At 71.1% G+C, this 17,581-nt stretch carries 17 protein-coding genes; 4 read left to right on the top strand and 13 right to left on the bottom strand.

Going from position 1 to position 17,581, the window contains the following annotated elements; genetic code table 11:
- Positions 1-17: 17 nt before the first annotated feature.
- The 8 genes from hisF to hisD are packed head-to-tail and all read right to left on the bottom strand — an operon-like array spanning position 18 to position 5,793.
- Positions 18-782, bottom strand: a complete 765-nt coding sequence (gene hisF, locus STRNI_RS30715; RefSeq protein ID WP_277412388.1) for an imidazole glycerol phosphate synthase subunit HisF — start codon at positions 780-782, stop codon at positions 18-20.
- Positions 779-1,186, bottom strand: coding sequence for a RidA family protein (locus tag STRNI_RS30710; RefSeq protein ID WP_018090289.1), 408 nt, complete (start codon positions 1,184-1,186; stop codon positions 779-781). The genes hisF and STRNI_RS30710 overlap by 4 nt, the downstream gene beginning before the upstream one ends.
- Before the next feature lie 21 nt (positions 1,187-1,207).
- Complete coding sequence (gene priA, locus STRNI_RS30705; protein WP_026169748.1) at positions 1,208-1,930, bottom strand: bifunctional 1-(5-phosphoribosyl)-5-((5-phosphoribosylamino)methylideneamino)imidazole-4-carboxamide isomerase/phosphoribosylanthranilate isomerase PriA; 723 nt, start codon at positions 1,928-1,930, stop codon at positions 1,208-1,210.
- Positions 1,931-1,938: 8 nt separating this feature from the next.
- The gene (gene hisH / locus STRNI_RS30700) at positions 1,939-2,595 is read right to left on the bottom strand and encodes an imidazole glycerol phosphate synthase subunit HisH (protein WP_159488590.1); all 657 of its coding nucleotides are present in this window, start codon (positions 2,593-2,595) and stop codon (positions 1,939-1,941) included.
- On the bottom strand, positions 2,586-2,750 hold the full coding sequence (locus STRNI_RS30695; RefSeq protein ID WP_018090286.1) for a hypothetical protein: 165 nt from the start codon (positions 2,748-2,750) through the stop codon (positions 2,586-2,588). The genes hisH and STRNI_RS30695 overlap by 10 nt, the downstream gene beginning before the upstream one ends.
- Before the next feature lie 3 nt (positions 2,751-2,753).
- Entirely contained in the window at positions 2,754-3,347 is a 594-nt protein-coding gene (hisB, locus tag STRNI_RS30690) for an imidazoleglycerol-phosphate dehydratase HisB (protein WP_093644834.1), read from the bottom strand.
- A complete protein-coding gene (locus STRNI_RS30685) occupies positions 3,344-4,462 on the bottom strand; it encodes a histidinol-phosphate transaminase (protein ID WP_018090284.1) in 1,119 nt (372 codons plus the stop codon). The genes hisB and STRNI_RS30685 overlap by 4 nt, the downstream gene beginning before the upstream one ends.
- Before the next feature lie 8 nt (positions 4,463-4,470).
- On the bottom strand, positions 4,471-5,793 hold the full coding sequence (gene hisD / locus STRNI_RS30680; RefSeq protein WP_018090283.1) for a histidinol dehydrogenase: 1,323 nt from the start codon (positions 5,791-5,793) through the stop codon (positions 4,471-4,473).
- A gap of 263 nt (positions 5,794-6,056) precedes the next feature.
- Between hisD and STRNI_RS30675 the strand changes: the two genes are divergently transcribed.
- The 3 genes from STRNI_RS30675 (at position 6,057) to ybaK (ending at position 9,212) form a co-directional block, all read left to right on the top strand.
- Positions 6,057-7,658, top strand: a complete 1,602-nt coding sequence (locus tag STRNI_RS30675) for an oxidoreductase (protein WP_277412387.1) — start codon at positions 6,057-6,059, stop codon at positions 7,656-7,658.
- Positions 7,659-7,941: 283 nt separating this feature from the next.
- Positions 7,942-8,688, top strand: a complete 747-nt coding sequence (locus STRNI_RS30670) for an LON peptidase substrate-binding domain-containing protein (RefSeq protein WP_093644840.1) — start codon at positions 7,942-7,944, stop codon at positions 8,686-8,688.
- Positions 8,689-8,717: 29 nt separating this feature from the next.
- A complete protein-coding gene (gene ybaK, locus STRNI_RS30665) occupies positions 8,718-9,212 on the top strand; it encodes a Cys-tRNA(Pro) deacylase (protein WP_018090280.1) in 495 nt (164 codons plus the stop codon).
- A gap of 50 nt (positions 9,213-9,262) precedes the next feature.
- Here ybaK and STRNI_RS30660 read toward each other — a convergent pair whose 3' ends face one another.
- From STRNI_RS30660 to STRNI_RS30645, 4 genes are all read right to left on the bottom strand, one after another.
- Entirely contained in the window at positions 9,263-9,970 is a 708-nt protein-coding gene (locus tag STRNI_RS30660; protein WP_159488586.1) for an ABC transporter permease, read from the bottom strand.
- Positions 9,971-10,038: 68 nt separating this feature from the next.
- On the bottom strand, positions 10,039-10,854 hold the full coding sequence (locus tag STRNI_RS30655) for an ABC transporter permease (RefSeq protein WP_381845805.1): 816 nt from the start codon (positions 10,852-10,854) through the stop codon (positions 10,039-10,041).
- Between the two features lie 70 nt (positions 10,855-10,924).
- The gene (locus STRNI_RS30650; protein ID WP_237539411.1) at positions 10,925-11,857 is read right to left on the bottom strand and encodes an ABC transporter ATP-binding protein; all 933 of its coding nucleotides are present in this window, start codon (positions 11,855-11,857) and stop codon (positions 10,925-10,927) included.
- Between the two features lie 161 nt (positions 11,858-12,018).
- On the bottom strand, positions 12,019-13,311 hold the full coding sequence (locus tag STRNI_RS30645; protein ID WP_018090276.1) for an NYN domain-containing protein: 1,293 nt from the start codon (positions 13,309-13,311) through the stop codon (positions 12,019-12,021).
- A gap of 273 nt (positions 13,312-13,584) precedes the next feature.
- Between STRNI_RS30645 and STRNI_RS30640 the strand changes: the two genes are divergently transcribed.
- A complete protein-coding gene (locus STRNI_RS30640; protein ID WP_018090275.1) occupies positions 13,585-13,761 on the top strand; it encodes a hypothetical protein in 177 nt (58 codons plus the stop codon).
- A gap of 81 nt (positions 13,762-13,842) precedes the next feature.
- Here the strand turns inward: STRNI_RS30640 and dnaE are convergent, their stop codons facing one another.
- The gene (gene dnaE, locus STRNI_RS30635; RefSeq protein ID WP_109889109.1) at positions 13,843-17,442 is read right to left on the bottom strand and encodes a DNA polymerase III subunit alpha; all 3,600 of its coding nucleotides are present in this window, start codon (positions 17,440-17,442) and stop codon (positions 13,843-13,845) included.
- Positions 17,443-17,581 lie beyond the last annotated feature (139 nt).

Raw genomic sequence — 17,581 nt, 5'->3', positions numbered from 1 at the left:
CTAGGCGTACGCCGCGGTCAGCGCACCGGGTGACCCGCCCCCCGCAGGGCGTCCTTGACCTGGGAGATGCGCAGATCGCCGAAGTGGAAGACGGAGGCGGCCAGGACCGCGTCGGCGCCGGCCGCGACGGCCGGGGCGAAGTCGTCGAGCTTGCCGGCGCCGCCGGAGGCGATCACCGGGATGGTGACGTGCTTGCGGACCGCCTCGATCATCTCGACGTCGTAGCCGTCCTTGGTGCCGTCGGCGTCCATGGAGTTGAGGAGGATCTCGCCGGCGCCCAGCTCGGCGGCGCGGTGGGCCCATTCGACGGCGTCGATACCGGTGCCGCGGCGGCCGCCGTGGGTGGTGACCTCGTATCCGGACGGCGTCCCCGCGTCGGTACGGCGGGCGTCGACCGAGAGGACCAGGACCTGGCTGCCGAAGCGTTCGGCGATCTCGCGGATCACGTCGGGGCGGGCGATGGCGGCGGTGTTGACCCCGACCTTGTCGGCGCCGGCCCGCAGCAGCTTGTCGACGTCCTCGGGGGTGCGGACACCACCGCCGACCGTCAGCGGGATGAAGACCTGCTCGGCGGTGCGGCGGACCACGTCGTAGGTGGTCTCACGGTTGCCGGAGGAGGCGCTGATGTCGAGGAAGGTCAGCTCGTCGGCGCCCTCGTCCCCGTAGATCCTCGCCATCTCGACGGGGTCGCCGGCGTCCCGCAGGTTCCGGAAGTTGACGCCCTTGACGACCCGGCCGTTGTCGACGTCCAGGCAAGGGATGACTCGGACCGCCAGGGTCATGTCGGTTCAGGCCTCTCTGACAGTTCTCGGAAAGCTTCCAGTTCTACTTCGACCAGGACGCGGGAGTCGACGAAGCCGGAGACCACGACCAGGGTCGAGGCGGGCGGCATGGCGGCGAACAGCTCCCGGTGGGCGCGGCCGGCCGCGTCCACATCGCGTAGATGAGTGAGGTACATACGGGTGCGGAGGACCGCTTCGGCGCCCAGGCCGAAGGGGGTGAGTGCCTCCAGTGCGTTGGTGAAGGCGACCCTGGTCTGCACATAGGGATCGCCCTCACCCTGCAGGACGCCGTCGACCAGTGGCATCGTGCCGGCGACCAGGACCCGGTCACCGGCTGCCACGGCGCGTGCGAAGCCGATCTTCTCTTCCCAGGGACTGTCGGTCCGTACGCGCTCGATGGTCATCACGCCGCCTTTCGTTCGCGGTTACGACACTGCTGCCAGCGCCTCTTCGAGGGTGAACGCCTTCGCATAGAGCGCCTTGCCGACGATCGCGCCCTCGACACCTTCCGGCACCAGGGTGGCGAGTGCCCGCAGGTCGTCGAGCGAGGAGACACCACCGGAGGCGACCACCGGACGGTCGGTGGCGGCGCAGACGTTGCGCAGCAGCTCCAGGTTGGGGCCCTGGAGGGTGCCGTCCTTGTTGATGTCGGTGACGACGTAGCGGGCGCAGCCCTCGGCGTCGAGGCGGGCCAGCGTCTCGTAGAGGTCGCCGCCGTCGCGGGTCCAGCCGCGGCCGCGCAGCGTGGTGCCGCGGACGTCCAGGCCGACCGCGATCTTGTCGCCGTGCTCGGCGATGACCTTGGCGACCCACTCGGGGGTCTCCAGCGCGGCGGTGCCGAGGTTGACCCGGCGGCAGCCGGTGGCGAGGGCGGCGGCGAGCGTGTCGTCGTCGCGGATGCCGCCGGACAGCTCGACCTTGATGTCCATGGAGCGGGCGACCTCGGCGATCTGCGCGCGGTTGTCGCCGGTGCCGAAGGCGGCGTCGAGGTCGACGAGGTGCAGCCATTCGGCGCCGGACCGCTGCCAGGCAAGGGCCGCCTCCAGCGGGTCGCCGTAGGAGGTCTCGGAGCCGGACTCGCCGTGGACGAGGCGGACGGCCTGGCCGTCGCGGACGTCGACGGCGGGGAGGAGTTCGAGCTTCGGCATCAGGGGGCTCACAGGGTGTTGATCCAGTTGGTCAGGAGCTGGGCGCCGGCGTCGCCGGACTTCTCGGGGTGGAACTGGGTGGCCCACAGCGGGCCGTTCTCGACCGCGGCCACGAAGGGCTCGCCGTGCGTGGCCCAGGTGACCTTGGGCGCGGCGATATGCGGGTTGCCGACCTCCAGCTCCCAGTCGTGCACCGCGTAGGAGTGCACGAAGTAGTAGCGGGCGTCGGCGGGCAGACCGGCGAAGAGCTGCGAGCCCTCGGCGGCGGCGACGGTGTTCCAGCCCATGTGCGGCACGATGTCGGCCTTGAGCGGGCCAACCGTGCCGGGCCACTCGTCCAGGCCCTCGGTCTCCACACCGTGCTCGATGCCCCGGCCGAAGAGGATCTGCATACCGACGCAGATGCCCATGACGGGGCGGCCGCCGGCCAGCCGGCGGCCGACGAGCCAGTCACCGCGGGCCTCCTTCAGCCCGGCCATGCAGGAGGCGAACGCGCCGACGCCGGGGACCAGCAGCCCCTCGGCGTTCATCGCCCGGTCGTAGTCCCGGGTGATCTCCACATCGGCGCCGACGTGCGCCAGGGCACGCTCGGCGGAGCGGACGTTGCCGAAGCCGTAGTCGAAGACGACGACCTTCTTACGGGATGCCGAGGCGGTCAATTCCATACCCCCAGCCGCAGGACGCCGGCGGCCAGGCACATCGCCGAGCCGATGGACAGCAGGACGATCAGGCTCTTGGGCAGCTCCTGCTTCCAGAAGGAGTAGACGCCGCCGAGGAGGAAGAGCCCGACCAGGATGAAGACGGTGGAGAGGCCGTTCACGGGCTACAGGGCTCCCTTGGTGGAGGGGATGATCCCGGCCGCCCGCGGGTCGCGCTCGCTGGCGTACCGCAGGGCGCGGGCCAGCGCCTTGAACTGGCACTCCACGATGTGGTGGGCGTTGCGGCCGTACGGGACGTGGATGTGCAGCGCTATCTGGGCCTGGGCGACGAAGGACTCGAAGATGTGCCGGGTCATCGTCGTGTCGTAGGAGCCGATCATCGGCGCCATGTTCTCCGGCTCGGTGTGCACCAGGTACGGGCGGCCGGAGAGGTCGACGGTCACCTGGGCGAGCGACTCGTCCAGGGGGACGGTGCAGTTGCCGAAGCGGTAGATGCCGGACTTGTCGCCGAGGGCCTGCTTGAAGGCGGCACCCAGGGCGAGGGCGGTGTCCTCGATGGTGTGGTGGGTGTCGATGTGCAGATCGCCGTCGGTCTTGACCTTGAGGTCGAACAGGCCGTGCCGGCCGAGCTGGTCGAGCATGTGGTCGTAGAAGCCGACGCCTGTCGAGACCTCCACGTCCCCCCTGCCGTCGAGGTCGATCTCGACGAGCACGGACGTTTCCTTCGTCGTGCGCTCCACGCGTCCTACGCGGGTCATCGCTTGCTCTCCTTCAGTACTGCGCGAACCGCGTCGAGGAACGCGTCGTTCTCGGCCGGGGTGCCGGCGGTGACCCGCAGCCAGCCCGGTACGCCGTTGTCACGGACCAGGACGCCGTGGTCGAGGATCGCCTGCCAGGTGGCGTGCGCGTCCTCGAAGAGGCCGAACTGCACGAAGTTGGCGTCGGAGTCGACGACCTGGCAGCCGGTCGCCCGCAGCTCGGTGACCAGGCGGTCCCGCTCGGTCTTGAGCTGCTCGACGTACTTCAGGAGCGTGTCGGTGTGCTCCAGCGCGGCCAGTGCGGTGGCCTGGGTGACGGACGAGAGGTGGTACGGGAGCCGGACGAGCTGGACGGCGTCGACCACGGCGGGGTCGGCGGCCAGATAGCCCAGCCGCAGCCCGGCGGCGCCGAAGGCCTTGGACATCGTCCGGGAGACGACCAGATTCGGCCGCCCCTCGATCAGCGGCAGCAGCGAGGGCCGGTGGCTGAACTCGCCGTAGGCCTCGTCGACCACCACCAGGGCCCCGGCGGCATCGGCGCGGGCCGCCTGCGCCGCCTCGTACAGCGCGAGCACGGTGCCGGCCTCGACGGCGGTGCCGGTGGGGTTGTTCGGCGAGCAGATGAAGACCACGTCGGGCCGCTGCTCGGCGATGGCCGCCACGGCCGCCTCGACGTCGATGGTGAAGTCGTCGTTGCGCGGGCCGGAGATCCAGCCGGTGCCCGTGCCGCGGGAGATCAGCCCGTGCATGGAGTACGACGGCTCGAAGCCGATGGCGGTGCGGCCGGGGCCGGCGAAGGTCTGCAGCAGCTGCTGGAGGATCTCGTTGGAGCCGTTGGCGGCCCACACCTGGTCCTTGGTGACCTCGTGGCCGGCGGTGCGGGTGAGGTAGCGGGCCAGCTCGGTGCGCAGCTCGACCGCGTCCCGGTCGGGGTAGCGGTTGAGCTCCCGGGCGGCCTCGGTCACCCGCTCGGCGATCCGCCGGACCAGCGGCTCGGGCAGCGGGTAGGGGTTCTCGTTGGTGTTCAGCCGCACCGGGACGTCCAGCTGCGGTGCGCCGTAGGGGGACTTGCCGCGCAGCTCGTCCCGGATGGGGAGATCGTCGATACGGGTCACGTGCCTGCTCACTTGCTCTGCGGGACCTTCCAGTCGAACCTGGCCTTCAGCGCGGCGCCGTGGGCCGGAAGGTCCTCGGCCTCGGCGAGGGTCACCACATGGTGGGCGACCTCGGCCAGCGCGTCGCGCGAGTAGTCCACGACATGGATACCGCGCAGGAAGGACTGCACGGACAGCCCGGAGGAGTGGCAGGCGCAGCCGCCGGTGGGCAGCACGTGGTTGGAGCCGGCGCAGTAGTCGCCGAGCGAGACCGGGGCGTACGGGCCGACGAAGACCGCACCGGCGTTGCGGACCCGGGCGGCCACGGCGGTGGCGTCGGCGGTCTGGATCTCCAGGTGTTCGGCGCCGTAGGCGTCCACGACCTTGAGGCCCTCGTCGAGGCCGTCGACCAGGACGGTCGCGGACTGCCGGCCGCCCAGCGCCTCGGTGATCCGCTCGATGTGCTTGGTCGCCGCGACCTGCCGCTTCAGCGCCTCGTCGACGGCGTCGGCCAGCTCGGTGGAGTCGGTGACCAGGACGGCGGCGGCGAGGGTGTCGTGCTCGGCCTGGCTGATCAGGTCGGCGGCGACGTGCTCGGGGTCGGCGGTGGCGTCCGCGAGGACCGCGATCTCGGTCGGGCCGGCCTCGGCGTCGATGCCGATCCGGCCCTTGAGCAGGCGCTTGGCGGAGGCGACGTAGATGTTGCCGGGGCCGGTGACGAGGTTGACCGGCAGGCACTCCTCGGTGCCGTACGCGAACATCGCGATGGCCTGGGCGCCGCCGGCCGCGTAGACCTCATCGACGCCGAGCAGGGCGCAGGCGGCGAGGATGGTCGGGTGCGGGCGGCCGCCGAACTCCTTCTGCGGCGGGGAGGACACGGCGATGCCCTCGACGCCGGCTTCCTGCGCCGGGACGACGTTCATGACCACCGAGGACGGGTAGACCGCGAGGCCGCCGGGGACATAGAGCCCCACCCGCTCGACGGGCACCCAGCGTTCGGTGACCGTGCCGCCGGGGACGACCTTGGTCGTCACGTCCGTGCGGCGCTGTTCGCGGTGGACGATCCGGGCGCGCCGGATGGACTCCTCCAGGGCGGCCCGGACGGCCGGGTCCAGCTCCGCGAGCGCACTCTGCAGGGCCTCGGCGGGCACCCGCACCCGGTCGATCTCGACGCCGTCGAACCGCCGCGCACAATCGATCAGCGCCGCGGTGCCGCGATGGCGTACGTCCTCGCAGATGGGCCGCACCTTCTCCAGGGCGGCTTCCACGTCGAACTCGGCACGGGGCAGCAGGTCGCGCAGGGCGCCGCCCTCGGGAAGGGCGTCACCGCGCAGGTCGATTCGGGAGATCACCCTCCCAGTGTCTCAGACCCGCTCCGGGGCCCGACCGGCCGTATCACTCAGTGATACACAGCGGAGCACACCCCGGACGCATCGTGACCCGGCCGTTCGAAGTTGACCGGAGTTGGCCCTGACCACGCGTGTTCAAGCAGTCACGGGGCGGGCAAGGGCCACACAACGGCGTACGGGGAGACCTGCGGGACGCACGACGACCGGTGCACGAAATGCGTCCGAACAGGTTGCGACACACCACGGGAGAGCAAGGGGGACCCACTGTGACCGAGCCCGGGGACGGCGACGCGCCCGCCGACCTGCAGCTGACATCCGCGGAATGGAGCATGTGGCAGGCCTTCCGCAACGGCAGCACCTGCGATCTGCACATCGGCGATCCGGCCAGGGACGATCCGCACGGGCAGCATCTGTGGGGCGCCGAGCGCCGGGTGCGGGCCCGGGTCGTGGCGCTGCTGCTGCTCGACGGGCCGCCCGCGCAGCCCGGCCGGGTCTCCGCGCTCAAGATCACTGGGGCGTACATCACGGACACTCTCGACGTTGCGGGCGGTGCGATCAAGCCATTCGTGGAGCTGCGGGACTGCCGCTTCGAGGCCGAGGTCGTACTCCCCGAGAGCCGGTTCACCACCCTGCGGCTGGTGAACTGCGCGATACCCCGGGTGGAGGCGGCCCGGCTGCAGACCGAGGGCGATCTCCATCTGCCGCGCTGTGTGGTGCAGTCCGGCATCCGGCTCACCGACGCCCATATCGGCACGGACCTGATGCTCAATCAGACCGTGGTGCACAAGGACCGGCAGGGCCGGTCGATCATGGCGGACGGGCTGACCGTCACCCAGGACCTGCAGGCCGAGATGCTGGAGTCCTACGGGGAGCTGTCCCTGCGCGGCGCCACCATCGGCGTGTCGCTGAGCCTGCGCGGCAGCCGGCTGAGCAACCCCTTCGGCCGCCGGGCCCTGAACGCCCCGCAGCTGACCGTCGAGCGCACCCTCTATCTGACCGCCGCAGGCCTGGCCAACTCCCCGTTCTCCAGCAGCGCCACTCCCCCGTACGGCACCGTGCACACCCCGTCGCGCGGCACCCGTGTGCAGCGCTTCGAGTGCGAGGGCGGGATGCGCCTGGACGACGGGCGCTTCGGTGACGCGGTCGACTTCGAGCACGCCCGGTTCATCATGGAGTCCGACCAGGAGCTGTCGCTGCGCCGCATCCAGACGCCCGAGCTGCGGTTCCTCGGTGAGCGGCCGCAGCGCGGCCGGGTGATCCTCTCCGGCGCCCGGGTGGTCAATCTCGTCGACAAGTCGGCGAGCTGGCCGGGGCTCGGCGGGCTGTGGATGGCCGGCTTCGCCTACGAGACGCTGATCCCGCGCGGCCACTTCCCGCTCTCCCTGCGGCTGCAGTGGGTGGCCGCGGCGACCCCCGAGTACGCACCCGAGCCGTACGAGATGCTCGCCGCCTCGCTGCGCACCACCGGGGAGGACTCCGACGCCCGCGAGGTCCTGCTGGCCAAGCAGCGGCGCCGCCGCGAGACGCTGCCGCTGGCGGCGAAGACCTGGGGCTTCCTGCAGGACTGGACGGTGGCCTACGGCTACCGCCCGGGGCGGGCCGCGGTGTGGATGGCCATCCTGTGGGCGATCGGCACGATCTACTTCTCGATGTCCCCGCCGCCGCCCCTCAAGACGGGCGAGGCGCCGCCCTGGAATCCGTATCTCTACTCCCTCGACCTGCTGCTGCCGGTGATAGACCTCAATCAGAGCGCCGCCTGGAAGCCGGGCGGCGGTGCGCAGTGGGCGGCCGCGGTGCTCATCCTGGCGGGCTGGGTGCTCGCCACGACGGTCGCGGCCGGTGCGTCCCGGCTGCTGCGGCGGCAATAGCCGGTTCACCGCGACCGACAAGGCACACCCGGCCACCGACGTGCACCCCCTCCCGCCGTTTTCCCCACCCCTCAACGGGAGGGGACGGGCCGGAGCGGGTGGGGGTGTCCGGACGTCAAGCGAAGCAGTCCGGACACCCCCACCCGCGCAGGCCCGTCACCGCACCCCGACAGCCCCGCGCAGCGGCCCGGCCCGCCGCAGGCGCCACGGCGAGAAACCCCCACGGCGAGGATTCCCGACCACGTGGGAACACAGCAGAGCGCAGCGTCTAGGCTTACGGGCTGTGACCTCCGTGCGCCTACCGCTCTTCCCGCTGAACTCGGTGCTGTTCCCGGGACTCGTGCTCCCGCTGAACGTCTTCGAGGCGCGGTACCGGGCCATGATGCGTGACCTGAGCGCGGTGCCCGAGGACGACCGCCGCTTCGCGGTGATCGCGATCCGGGACGGCCGGGAGGTCGCCGCCACCGCGCAGGGCATGCCGGACAGCACCCTGCCGGCCGCGGACGGTCCCGCCGCCGGCTTCGGTGACGACCCGATACAGGCGTTCCACACCGTGGGCTGTATCGCCGACGCGGCCACCATCCGGGAGAAGTCGTCCGCCGACGACACCGGCTACGAGGTCCTCGCCACCGGCACCACCCGCTTCCGGCTGCTGTCGGTGGACGCCTCGGGGCCGTATCTGACCGGTGAGGTGGAGGAGCTGGAGGACGGCGAGGGAGAGGGCGCCGGCGCGCTCGCCTCCGGCGTCGTGCGGGCGTTCCGCACCTATCAGAAGCGGCTGGCCTGGGCGAACGAGCGGACCCTGTCGAGCGGGCAGGATCTGCCGGCCGACCCGTCCGTGCTGTCGTACCTGGTCGCCGCGGCGGCCGTGCTGGACGTGCCCGCCAAGCAGCTGCTGCTGGAGGCGCCGGACACCGCGGCCCGGCTGGGGCAGGAGCTGAAACTCCTTCGCCAGGAGTCGGCGCTGCTCGGTAAGCTCCCGTCGCTGCCGGCCGTGGATCTGACCCGGCAGCCGACCAGCCCCAACTGAACGACCGGCCCGAGCGAGGCACGAAGACGTTGGCGAAGAAGTCCAAGAAGTCCGTCGGCACCCCGGCGACGGTCGCCCTCACCGCGGCCGGCGTCCCGTTCACCACGCACTCCTACGAGCACGACCCGGCCGCCCCGTCGTACGGCGAGGAGGCCGCCGAGGCCCTGGGCGTCGCGCCCGACCAGGTGTTCAAGACCCTGCTGGCGGACGTCGACGGCACCCTGACGGTCGCCGTGGTCCCGGTGTCGGGGTCCTTGGACCTCAAGGCGCTGGCGGCCGCGGTGGGCGGCAAGCGGGCCACGATGGCCGACCCGGCGGCGGCCGAGCGCAGCACGGGCTACGTCCGGGGCGGGATCTCGCCGCTGGGGCAGCGCAAGCGGCTGCGCACGGTCGTGGACGCCTCGGCCGAGGGCCGGCCGACGGTCTGTGTCTCGGCGGGGCGGCGCGGGCTGGAGGTCGAGCTGTCGCCGGAGGACCTGGTGGCGCTCACGGGGGCGCACCTCGCGCCGATCGCCCGCGGCTGAACGTACGGCGGGGCGGCCGGTGGACCGGCCGCCCCGGAGCTCCGTGTGGCTCAGCCCTCGGAGGGCGGCCGCTGCTCGTGGTTCTCCCGGAGCCACTGCGGCACCTCCGGCTGCTGTTCCTGCTGCCCCTGCGGTCCCTGCTGCCCCTGGAGCCAGTACGGCACCTCCGGCTCCGGGTCGGGCGGCCCGAACAGCGCGGACAGCACCAGCTGGGTGAGCATCGCCCCGATCGGCCAGGCCAGCAGGGCGCCCTTGGCCTGCAGCCGCAGCGGGCCGTCGAAGGCCACACCGGGGCCGACCTGCTTGGCGTGCTCGGCCACGTCCGGGGTGGGACCCAGCCACATCCCGGTCAGCCAGCCCAGCGCCGCGCCGAGCAGTCCGCCCACGACCAGCGCCACCACCAGCGGAATCCCGCCCCGGCGGCGGAAGAGGAAGACCGCGGCGGTGGTGAGCACACCGAAGGCGAAGGCCAGCAGGAGGAAGGTGCCGTCCGCGCCGATCGACTCCTCGCCCTCGGTGTTCTTGAGGTAGACGTTGCGGGTGTCCGCGATCAGCGGGACATGCGGCGCGAGCCAGTTCCACAGCAGGCCGAGCAGCACACCGGTCGCCGCGACCAGGAGCGCGATCAGCGCGCCCTCGCGCAGCTCGCGGGCCAGCTCGGGACCGCCGAGACCGCCGTGGTCGGCCGCGGGCGCGGCCTCGGGGTGCCGGGGCTCTTCGGGCGGTTGGTTGTCGCGGGGCGTCAGCGGTGCGGTCACACCGTCATCGTGCCAGGTGGGGCTGGTGGGACCGGAAGCAGGACGCCCGTTCGGTGTGGTGGGACCGCTCATCGGGTCGCCGCCCGTCGGTAGGCCCAGGTGGCGACGGCCAGCGAGAGCACCCCGACGGCCGCGCAGACGCCCAGGTCGGCGCCGACCGCGACCCAGTCCGGGTGCGGGTCGAAGCTGCGCGCCAGCGCCTCCACGCCATACGTCGAGGGCAGCAGATCGCGGGCCCAGCCGATCACCGCGGGCATCCGCTCGGCCGGCAGGACGCCCAGCAGCAGCGCCGCCGACATGCCCAACTGGCCGCAGAGCGTGGCGAGTTCCTGGCGCGGGGCGAGCAGGCCGAGGGCCGCGCCGAGACCGGCCAGCGCCGCCCCGGCGAGCGGGAGCACCGCGGCCAGCACCCACAGATGGGTCATCGGCAGCTGGAAGAGCACACAGCCGGTGACCGCGGTGACCACCGTCCCCGGCACGGTGAACGAGGCGTAGGCCGCGGCGGCGCCGAGCACCACGGCGGCCGGCGGCACCGGCAGCGTCGCGTAGTGGTCGAGTCCGCCGCCGGCCCGCAGCTGGCCGAAGTACTGGGCGAGCAGATTGAGCGCCACGAAGGCGACGACCAGCACGCTGGAGCCGGACACCACGGCCCGCGCCGGTTCGCCGCCGTCGACCACCCCGCGCAGCAGGACCATGATCCCGATGGACTGGAAGGTCGCGACGAACAGCAGCGGGATCCGTGCGACCCGGGCCCGGGAGAGCTGGGCACGGTAGACGGCGACCAGCGCGGGCACCAGACGGGCGCGCGGCGCCAGCGGGGCCGCCCCCTCGTCTCGCGCTCCGGTCGCCGGAGCCGCCCCGGCCACCGCCTGCACGGGAACCACACTCACGCTGTCATCACGCCTTCCTCGCTGCCCCCGTGGTAGTTCATACGTCCGCCGGAGCGGTCCCCGTTCACCCCTTGACCAGCCCCTCGGCACGGCCGCCGAGGGCCAGGTACACATCTTCCAGGCTCGGCGTGGCGAGGGTGAAGTCGTCGAGGGCGGCGAAGGCGGGGCCCGCGGTGACGGCGGCGACGGCGGAGCGGGCCCGGTCGGCGGGGAGACGGAGGGTCCAGCGGCGGCCGGAGGCGTGTGCGGCGGCTTGGAGGGCGGCGACCTCGGGCACGTCCAGCGGCGGGCGGTCGCGCCACACCAGCTCCAGCCGCACCTCGTCGCTCACCATTTCCTTCAGTCCCCCGGGCGTGTCGCAGGCGATGACCCGGCCGCGGTCGATCACCGCCACCCGGTCGAGCACGCTCTCGGCCTCCAGGACGTTGTGCGTCACCAGCACCACCGTGACACCGCGCTCGGCCCGGCGCCGGTCCACCGCGGCCCATACGGAGCGCCGCGCGACCGGGTCCATCCCGGTGGTCGGCTCGTCCAGCACCAGCAGCGGCCGCTCGCCGATCAGCGCGGTGGCGAAGCAGGCCAGCCGGCGCTGTCCGCCGGACAGCTTCTTCAGCGCCCGCCCGGTCAGGTCCGCGAGGCCCAGCTCGTCGATCACCGCGTCCCGCTCGGCGCGCGCCTCGCGGGCACCGAGACCGCGCAGCCGGCCGGTGGTCTCCACGGCCAGCGCGACCGTCATCTCGTCCAGCGCGGTGGATTCCTGTCCCAGGTAGCCGAGCAGCCGGGCGGCCCGCTCCGGGTGGCGCACCAGGTCATGGCCCAATACGGAGATACCGCCGGAGTCGGGGCGCAGCAGTCCGGTGAGCTGGCGCACCAGGGTGGACTTGCCGGCGCCGTTGGGGCCGAGCAGCCCGAAGATCTCTCCGCGGTGCACATCCAGGGTGATGCCGTCGTTGGCGCGTACGGCGGGCGCCTGTGCCGCCCCGCGGCGCCCGCGCATCGCGGGGTACGTCTTGACCAGGTCCCGCACGGCGCACACCGGCACCCCGCGCTCCACCTGTTTTGCGCCCGTCCTCACGAGCTATGAGGGTACGCGTCCCCGGCCCGCCTCCGGCCCGCGGGGCTCCGGCGGGCGAGCCGGGCCCGGGACCGTCCGGGCCGTCAGTCCCCGGCCGGAGCGTGCTCGGCGGCCGTCCGCAGATCGACCTCGCGCCAGAAACCGGCCCGGATCGCATAGCGGTCGTGCTCGTCGATCTGGTCGTCCTTGTGGGCGAGCAGGCCGAACCGGGCGGCGTAGCGCAGCAGTTCACCGTCGATCCGGTGCGGGATGCGCGGGTACTCCGTGGACAGCTGCTGGAGATGCGCGGTGTCGGAGAGCCGGTCGGTCCAGCGGCGGGCGAAGACCTGGCCGACCTCGAAGGGGTCGCCGCTGACGGCGGTGATGTCCTCCTCGCGGTCGGCCCAGCGCTGCTCGGCGCTGGTGAGCTGGGCGAGGGTCGGCAGGGCGGCGGTCCCGTCCGGCTCGCCGGCCGGTCCGCCGCGCTCGACCCAGCCCTTGTCGGACGACCAGCGCAGAGTGGCGCCCGCCGCGGGCGCCGGACCCGTACCGGCGGGCTGCTGGCCCGCGGCGTGGGCCCGGCCGAGTCCGGCCAGGTCCTTGGGGGTGGGCACGACCTTGGAGCCGGCGGCGCCGGGCTCACCGCCGGCGGCCGTCCCGTTCCCGGCGGCGGCCGCGGGACGGGAGACGCCGTTGGCGCCGTTGTGCTCATGGGTGTGCTCGGCGGATTCGGGGCCGGCCGCGGCGACCGCCGCGGCTGCCGCGGCCGCGGACTCGGGCAGCGGCGCGGAGAGGATCGCGGCGATCTCGGGGCGGGGTACGGGCGGCGGGGCGCAGGGGCCGCCGAGCTCCTTGGCGCGTACCGCGCGGATGATCCAGGTCCGGTCCAGCACCCGCCGCTCGTCGGCCTCGGCGACCAGGTCCTCGGACTGGTTGTAGTCACCGTCGGCGGCCTGGACGGCCCACAGGTGGACGGCGACGCCGTGCTCCTTGGCCGACATCAGCCCGGGCAGCAGATCGCCGTCGCCGGTGACCAGCACGATGTCGGAGCAGGCGCGGTTACGGGCGAGCTCGGTCAGCTCGGCGTGCATGGCGGCGTCCACGCCCTTCTGCGCCCAGCGGCCGTCGCTGCGGGTCAGGGCACCCAGCCGGACGGTGACCCGGGGCATCACCCGCAGCCTGCGGTGCTCGGGCTGCGGGACGCGGTCGGGGGCTCCGTCGAACCAGTAGATCCGCAGCAGCGGGCGTTCGGTCTCCGCCTCGGCGCGCTGGCGCAGCCCCTGGATCAGGGCGGCATGGTCGACGGTGATCCTGGAACGGGCGGGCTCTCCGGCGAGCAGACTCGCGGCGGCACCGAGCAAATACCCGGCGTCCACCAGGACGACGCAGCGATCCACGTTCCACCCTCTTCCCTGAGGTGCTGAAAGTCCGGTCGCCCCCCGGCTCGGCCCATGGCACGAGTTTTCTTCGGCTTTCCTTCGAGTCTGCCCGACCGTACGGGCGTTATCTGCCCGAACTCGATCATCGGCGTGGCGGATTCGGCGGGGACGTCGAGCACAGTGCGTGATCAACCATATAACGCACGGTAATTGCCCGAAATGCAGGCGTCTGTCCGCCATGTAAGTCTGGTTCCGGCCCAGATCCCGGATTCCCCCTCAGGAGGCAAGATCATGGCCAAGGACAAGAAGCAGGACCGCAGTCAGCAGCAGAAGGCATCCGCGGCCGAGCGCGGCCAGCAGGAGGCCCAGAAGGCGAGCTTGGAGGCACAGTCCCAGGCGCGGTCACAGGCGCAGGGCAGCCCGGCGGATGTTGCGCGTAAGCACCAGCGGCGCTTCGGTCACAACTGATATACGCCGTACGGAAGTTGAGGGGCGCGTCCGCATCGGGCGCGCCCCTCGGGGTAACAGCGGCCCCTCGGGGCCGGTCGCTCAGCCGGCCAGACAGGACGGGCCGAGCAGCACCTTCAGATCGCCGAACAGCGACGGGTCGGGCGTGACCCGGTGCCGGTCCAGCCGGAGCACCGTCGTCTTGCGCGCCCCCTGCAACTTGATCCGCACCTCGGTGGAGCCGCGGTGGCTGCTGAGCACCTCACCGAGCTTCTCGACCATCGGCGGGGTGACCTTGACCGTCGGAATGGTGATCGTCACGGGCGCGTTGGTGCCGGCCTCCGAGAGGTCGGGGACCATCATCTCCATGGCCACCAGCCGCGGGATGTCCTCCCGCTTGTCGAGGCGGCCCTTGACGAAGACCACGGTGTCCTCGACGAGTTGGGTGGACACCAGCTGGTAGGTGGCCGGGAAGAACATGCAGTCGATGGAGCCGGCCAGGTCCTCGACGGTGGCGATGGCCCAGGCGTTGCCCTGCTTGGTCATCTTGCGCTGCAGACCGGAGATGATGCCGCCGATGGTGACGATCGACCCGTCCGAGTAGTCGCCGCCGGTCAGCTGGGCGATGGCGGCGTCGGCCTTGTCGGACAGGACGTGTTCCAGGCCGAAGAGCGGATGGTCGGAGACGTAGAGACCGAGCATCTCGCGCTCCTGGGCGAGGAGATAGGTCTTGTCCCACTCGACGTCCGAGAACTCGACGTCCAGCCCGAAGCCGGGTCCCTCGTCGGCGCTGTCGTCGCCCATGCCGCCGAAGAGGTCGAACTGCCCCTCGGCCTCCTTGCGCTTGACCTGGACCACGTTGTCGATCATCGGCTCGTAGTGGGCCGTCAGCCCCTTGCGGGTGTGGCCCATCTCGTCGAAGGCACCGGCCTTGATCAGGGATTCGGTGGTGCGCTTGTTGCAGACGACCGCGTCGACCTTGTCGAGGTAGTCGGGGAAGGAGAGGTACTTCCCCTTCGCCTTGCGGCTGCGGATGATCGAATCGACGACGTTCTGGCCGACGTTGCGGACCGCGGTGAGGCCGAAGAGGATCACATCGTCACCCTGGGCGGCGAAGTTCGCCTCCGACTCGTTGACGTTGGGCGGCAGCACCTTGATGCCCATGCGCCGGCACTCGTTCAGATAGACCGCCGACTTGTCCTTGTCGTCGCGCACGGAGGTCAGCAGCGCGGACATGTATTCGGCGGGGTAATTGGCCTTGAGGTAGGCGGTCCAGTAGGTGACCAGGCCGTACGCGGAGGAGTGCGCCTTGTTGAAGGCGTAGCCGGCGAACGGGACCAGGACGTCCCACAGCGCCTGGATGGCCTGGTCGGAGAAGCCGTTCTTGCGGGCGCCCTCCTGGAAGAGCACGAAGTTCTTCGCCAGCTCCTCGGGCTTCTTCTTGCCCATGACGCGGCGGAGGATGTCGGCCTCGCCGAGGGAGTACCCGGCGATGATCTGGGCGGCCTTCTGCACCTGCTCCTGGTAGACGATCAGGCCGTGGGTGAGGCCGAGGACCTCCTTGAGGGGCTCCTCCAGCTCCGGGTGGATCGGGGTGATCTCCTGGAGGCCGTTCTTGCGCAGCGCGTAGTTGGTGTGCGAGTCCATGCCCATCGGACCCGGGCGGTACAGGGCCGAGACGGCGGAAATGTCCTCGAAGTTGTCGGGCTTCATCAGCCGCAGCAGCGAGCGCATCGGGCCGCCGTCGAACTGGAAGACGCCGAGCGTGTCACCGCGGCAGAGCATCTCGTAGGTCTTGGGGTCGTCCAGCGGGACGGAGAGCATCTCCAGGTCGACGCCCTTGTTCTTCTTCACCATCTTGACGGCGTCGTCCATGATGGTGAGGTTGCGCAGGCCCAGGAAGTCCATCTTCAGCAGGCCGAGCGACTCGCACTGGGGGTAGTCCCACTGCGTGATGGTGACGTTGTCGGTGTGCCGGACCCAGACCGGGGCGTGGTCGACGATGGGCTCGCTGGACATGATCACGCCGGCCGCGTGCACACCCATCTGCCGGACCAGGCCCTCGACGCCCTTGGCGGTGTCGATGACCTTCTTGACGTCCGGTTCGTTCTCGTACATCCCCCGGATCTCGCCGGCCTCGCTGTAACGCGGGTGCTGGGGGTCGGTGATGCCGCTGAGGTCGATGCCCTTGCCGAGGACGTCGGCGGGCATCGCCTTGGTGAGGCGGTCACCCATGGCGTACGGATAGCCCAGGACGCGCGCGGAGTCCTTGATGGCGTTCTTGGCCTTGATCTTGCCGTAGGTGCCGATCATGGCGACCTTGTCGGCGCCGTACTTCTCCGTGACATACCGGATGACTTCGACGCGCCTGCGCTCGTCGAAGTCGATGTCGACATCGGGCATGGAGACGCGCTCGGGGTTGAGGAACCGCTCGAAGATCAGTCCGTGGGTGATCGGGTCGAGGTCGGTGATGCCCATGGCGTACGCCACGATCGAACCGGCCGCGGAACCACGGCCCGGGCCCACCGCGATGCCGTTGTTCTTGGCCCACATGATGAAGTCGGCGACGACGAGGAAGTAGCCGGGGAACCCCATCTGGATGATGATGTCCATCTCGTACTCGACCTGCTTCTGCCGGTCCTCGGGGACCCCGTCCGGGAAGCGGCGCTTCATGCCGACCCGGACCTCCTCCTGGAACCAGGTGACCTCCGTGAAGCCCTCCGGGATGTCGAACTTCGGCATCAGGTCGCGCTTCTCGAACATCCCGTCGGTGTCGATCTGCTCGGCCACCAGGAAGGTGTTGGCGCAGCCCTCCTGCCAGGCGTCAGAGGAGTCGATGGCGTACATCTCGTCCGTGGACTTGAGGTAGTAGCCGGTGCCGTCGAAGCGGAAGCGGTCCGGGTCGGAGAGGTTCTTGCCGGTCTGGATGCACAGCAGGGCGTCGTGCGCGGTGGACTCGTGGGCGTAGGTGTAGTGCGAGTCGTTGGTGACCAGCGGCGGGATGCCGAGCTTCTTGCCGACCTCCAGCAGGCCGTCGCGGACCCGGCGTTCGATCTCGATGCCGTGGTCCATCAGCTCCAGGAAATACCGGTCCTTGCCGAAGATGTCCTGATATTCGGAAGCCGACTTCAGCGCCTCGTCGAACTGGCCGAGCCGCAGCCGGGTCTGCAGCTCACCGGAGGGGCAGCCGGTGGAGGCGATCAGGCCCTCGGACCACTGGGCGATGGTCTCCTTGTCCATCCGCGGCCACTTCTGCAGCCAGCCCTCGGCGTAGGCGTCCGAGGACAGCCGGAAGAGGTTGTGCAGACCGGTCTTGTTGGCCGCCCAGATCGTCTTGTGGGTGTAACCACCGGAACCGGAGACGTCATCGCGCTTCTGGTGCGGCTGGCCCCACTGGATCTTGCGCTTGTTGCGCCGCGACTCCGGCGCCACATAGGCCTCGATGCCGATGATCGGCGTCACTCCGGCCTTCTTCGCCGAATGGAAGAAGTCGTAGGCGCCGTGGAGGTTGCCGTGGTCGGACATGGCGATATGCGTCATGTCCATCTCGTTGCACGCCTTGAACATGTCCGACAGCCGCGCCGCACCGTCCAGCAGTGAGTACTGGGTGTGGACATGCAGGTGCGTGAAGGGGGGCCTGGACGAGGCTGCCACGGCGGAGGACCTCCGGAAAACGGTCGGGTGGGGGCACCTCCCCGGCATGACCGGGAGGGGCGGATGGTGGTCTCGAAGTCTACGGCTCCCCAGTGACAATCGGCGGGCACCGACGAGTAGCCTCGCGCGTTGTCAGTGGCAGATCCGCCCCCGGCCCGGCGCCGGGGGAGCTGTCACGGATCCCGTA

The sequence above is a fragment of the Streptomyces nigrescens genome (assembly GCF_027626975.1).
Lineage (GTDB): Bacteria > Actinomycetota > Actinomycetes > Streptomycetales > Streptomycetaceae > Streptomyces > Streptomyces nigrescens.
The sequence above is the reverse complement of the archived record's forward strand: the minus strand, read 5'-3'. Positions and strand labels throughout refer to the sequence as shown.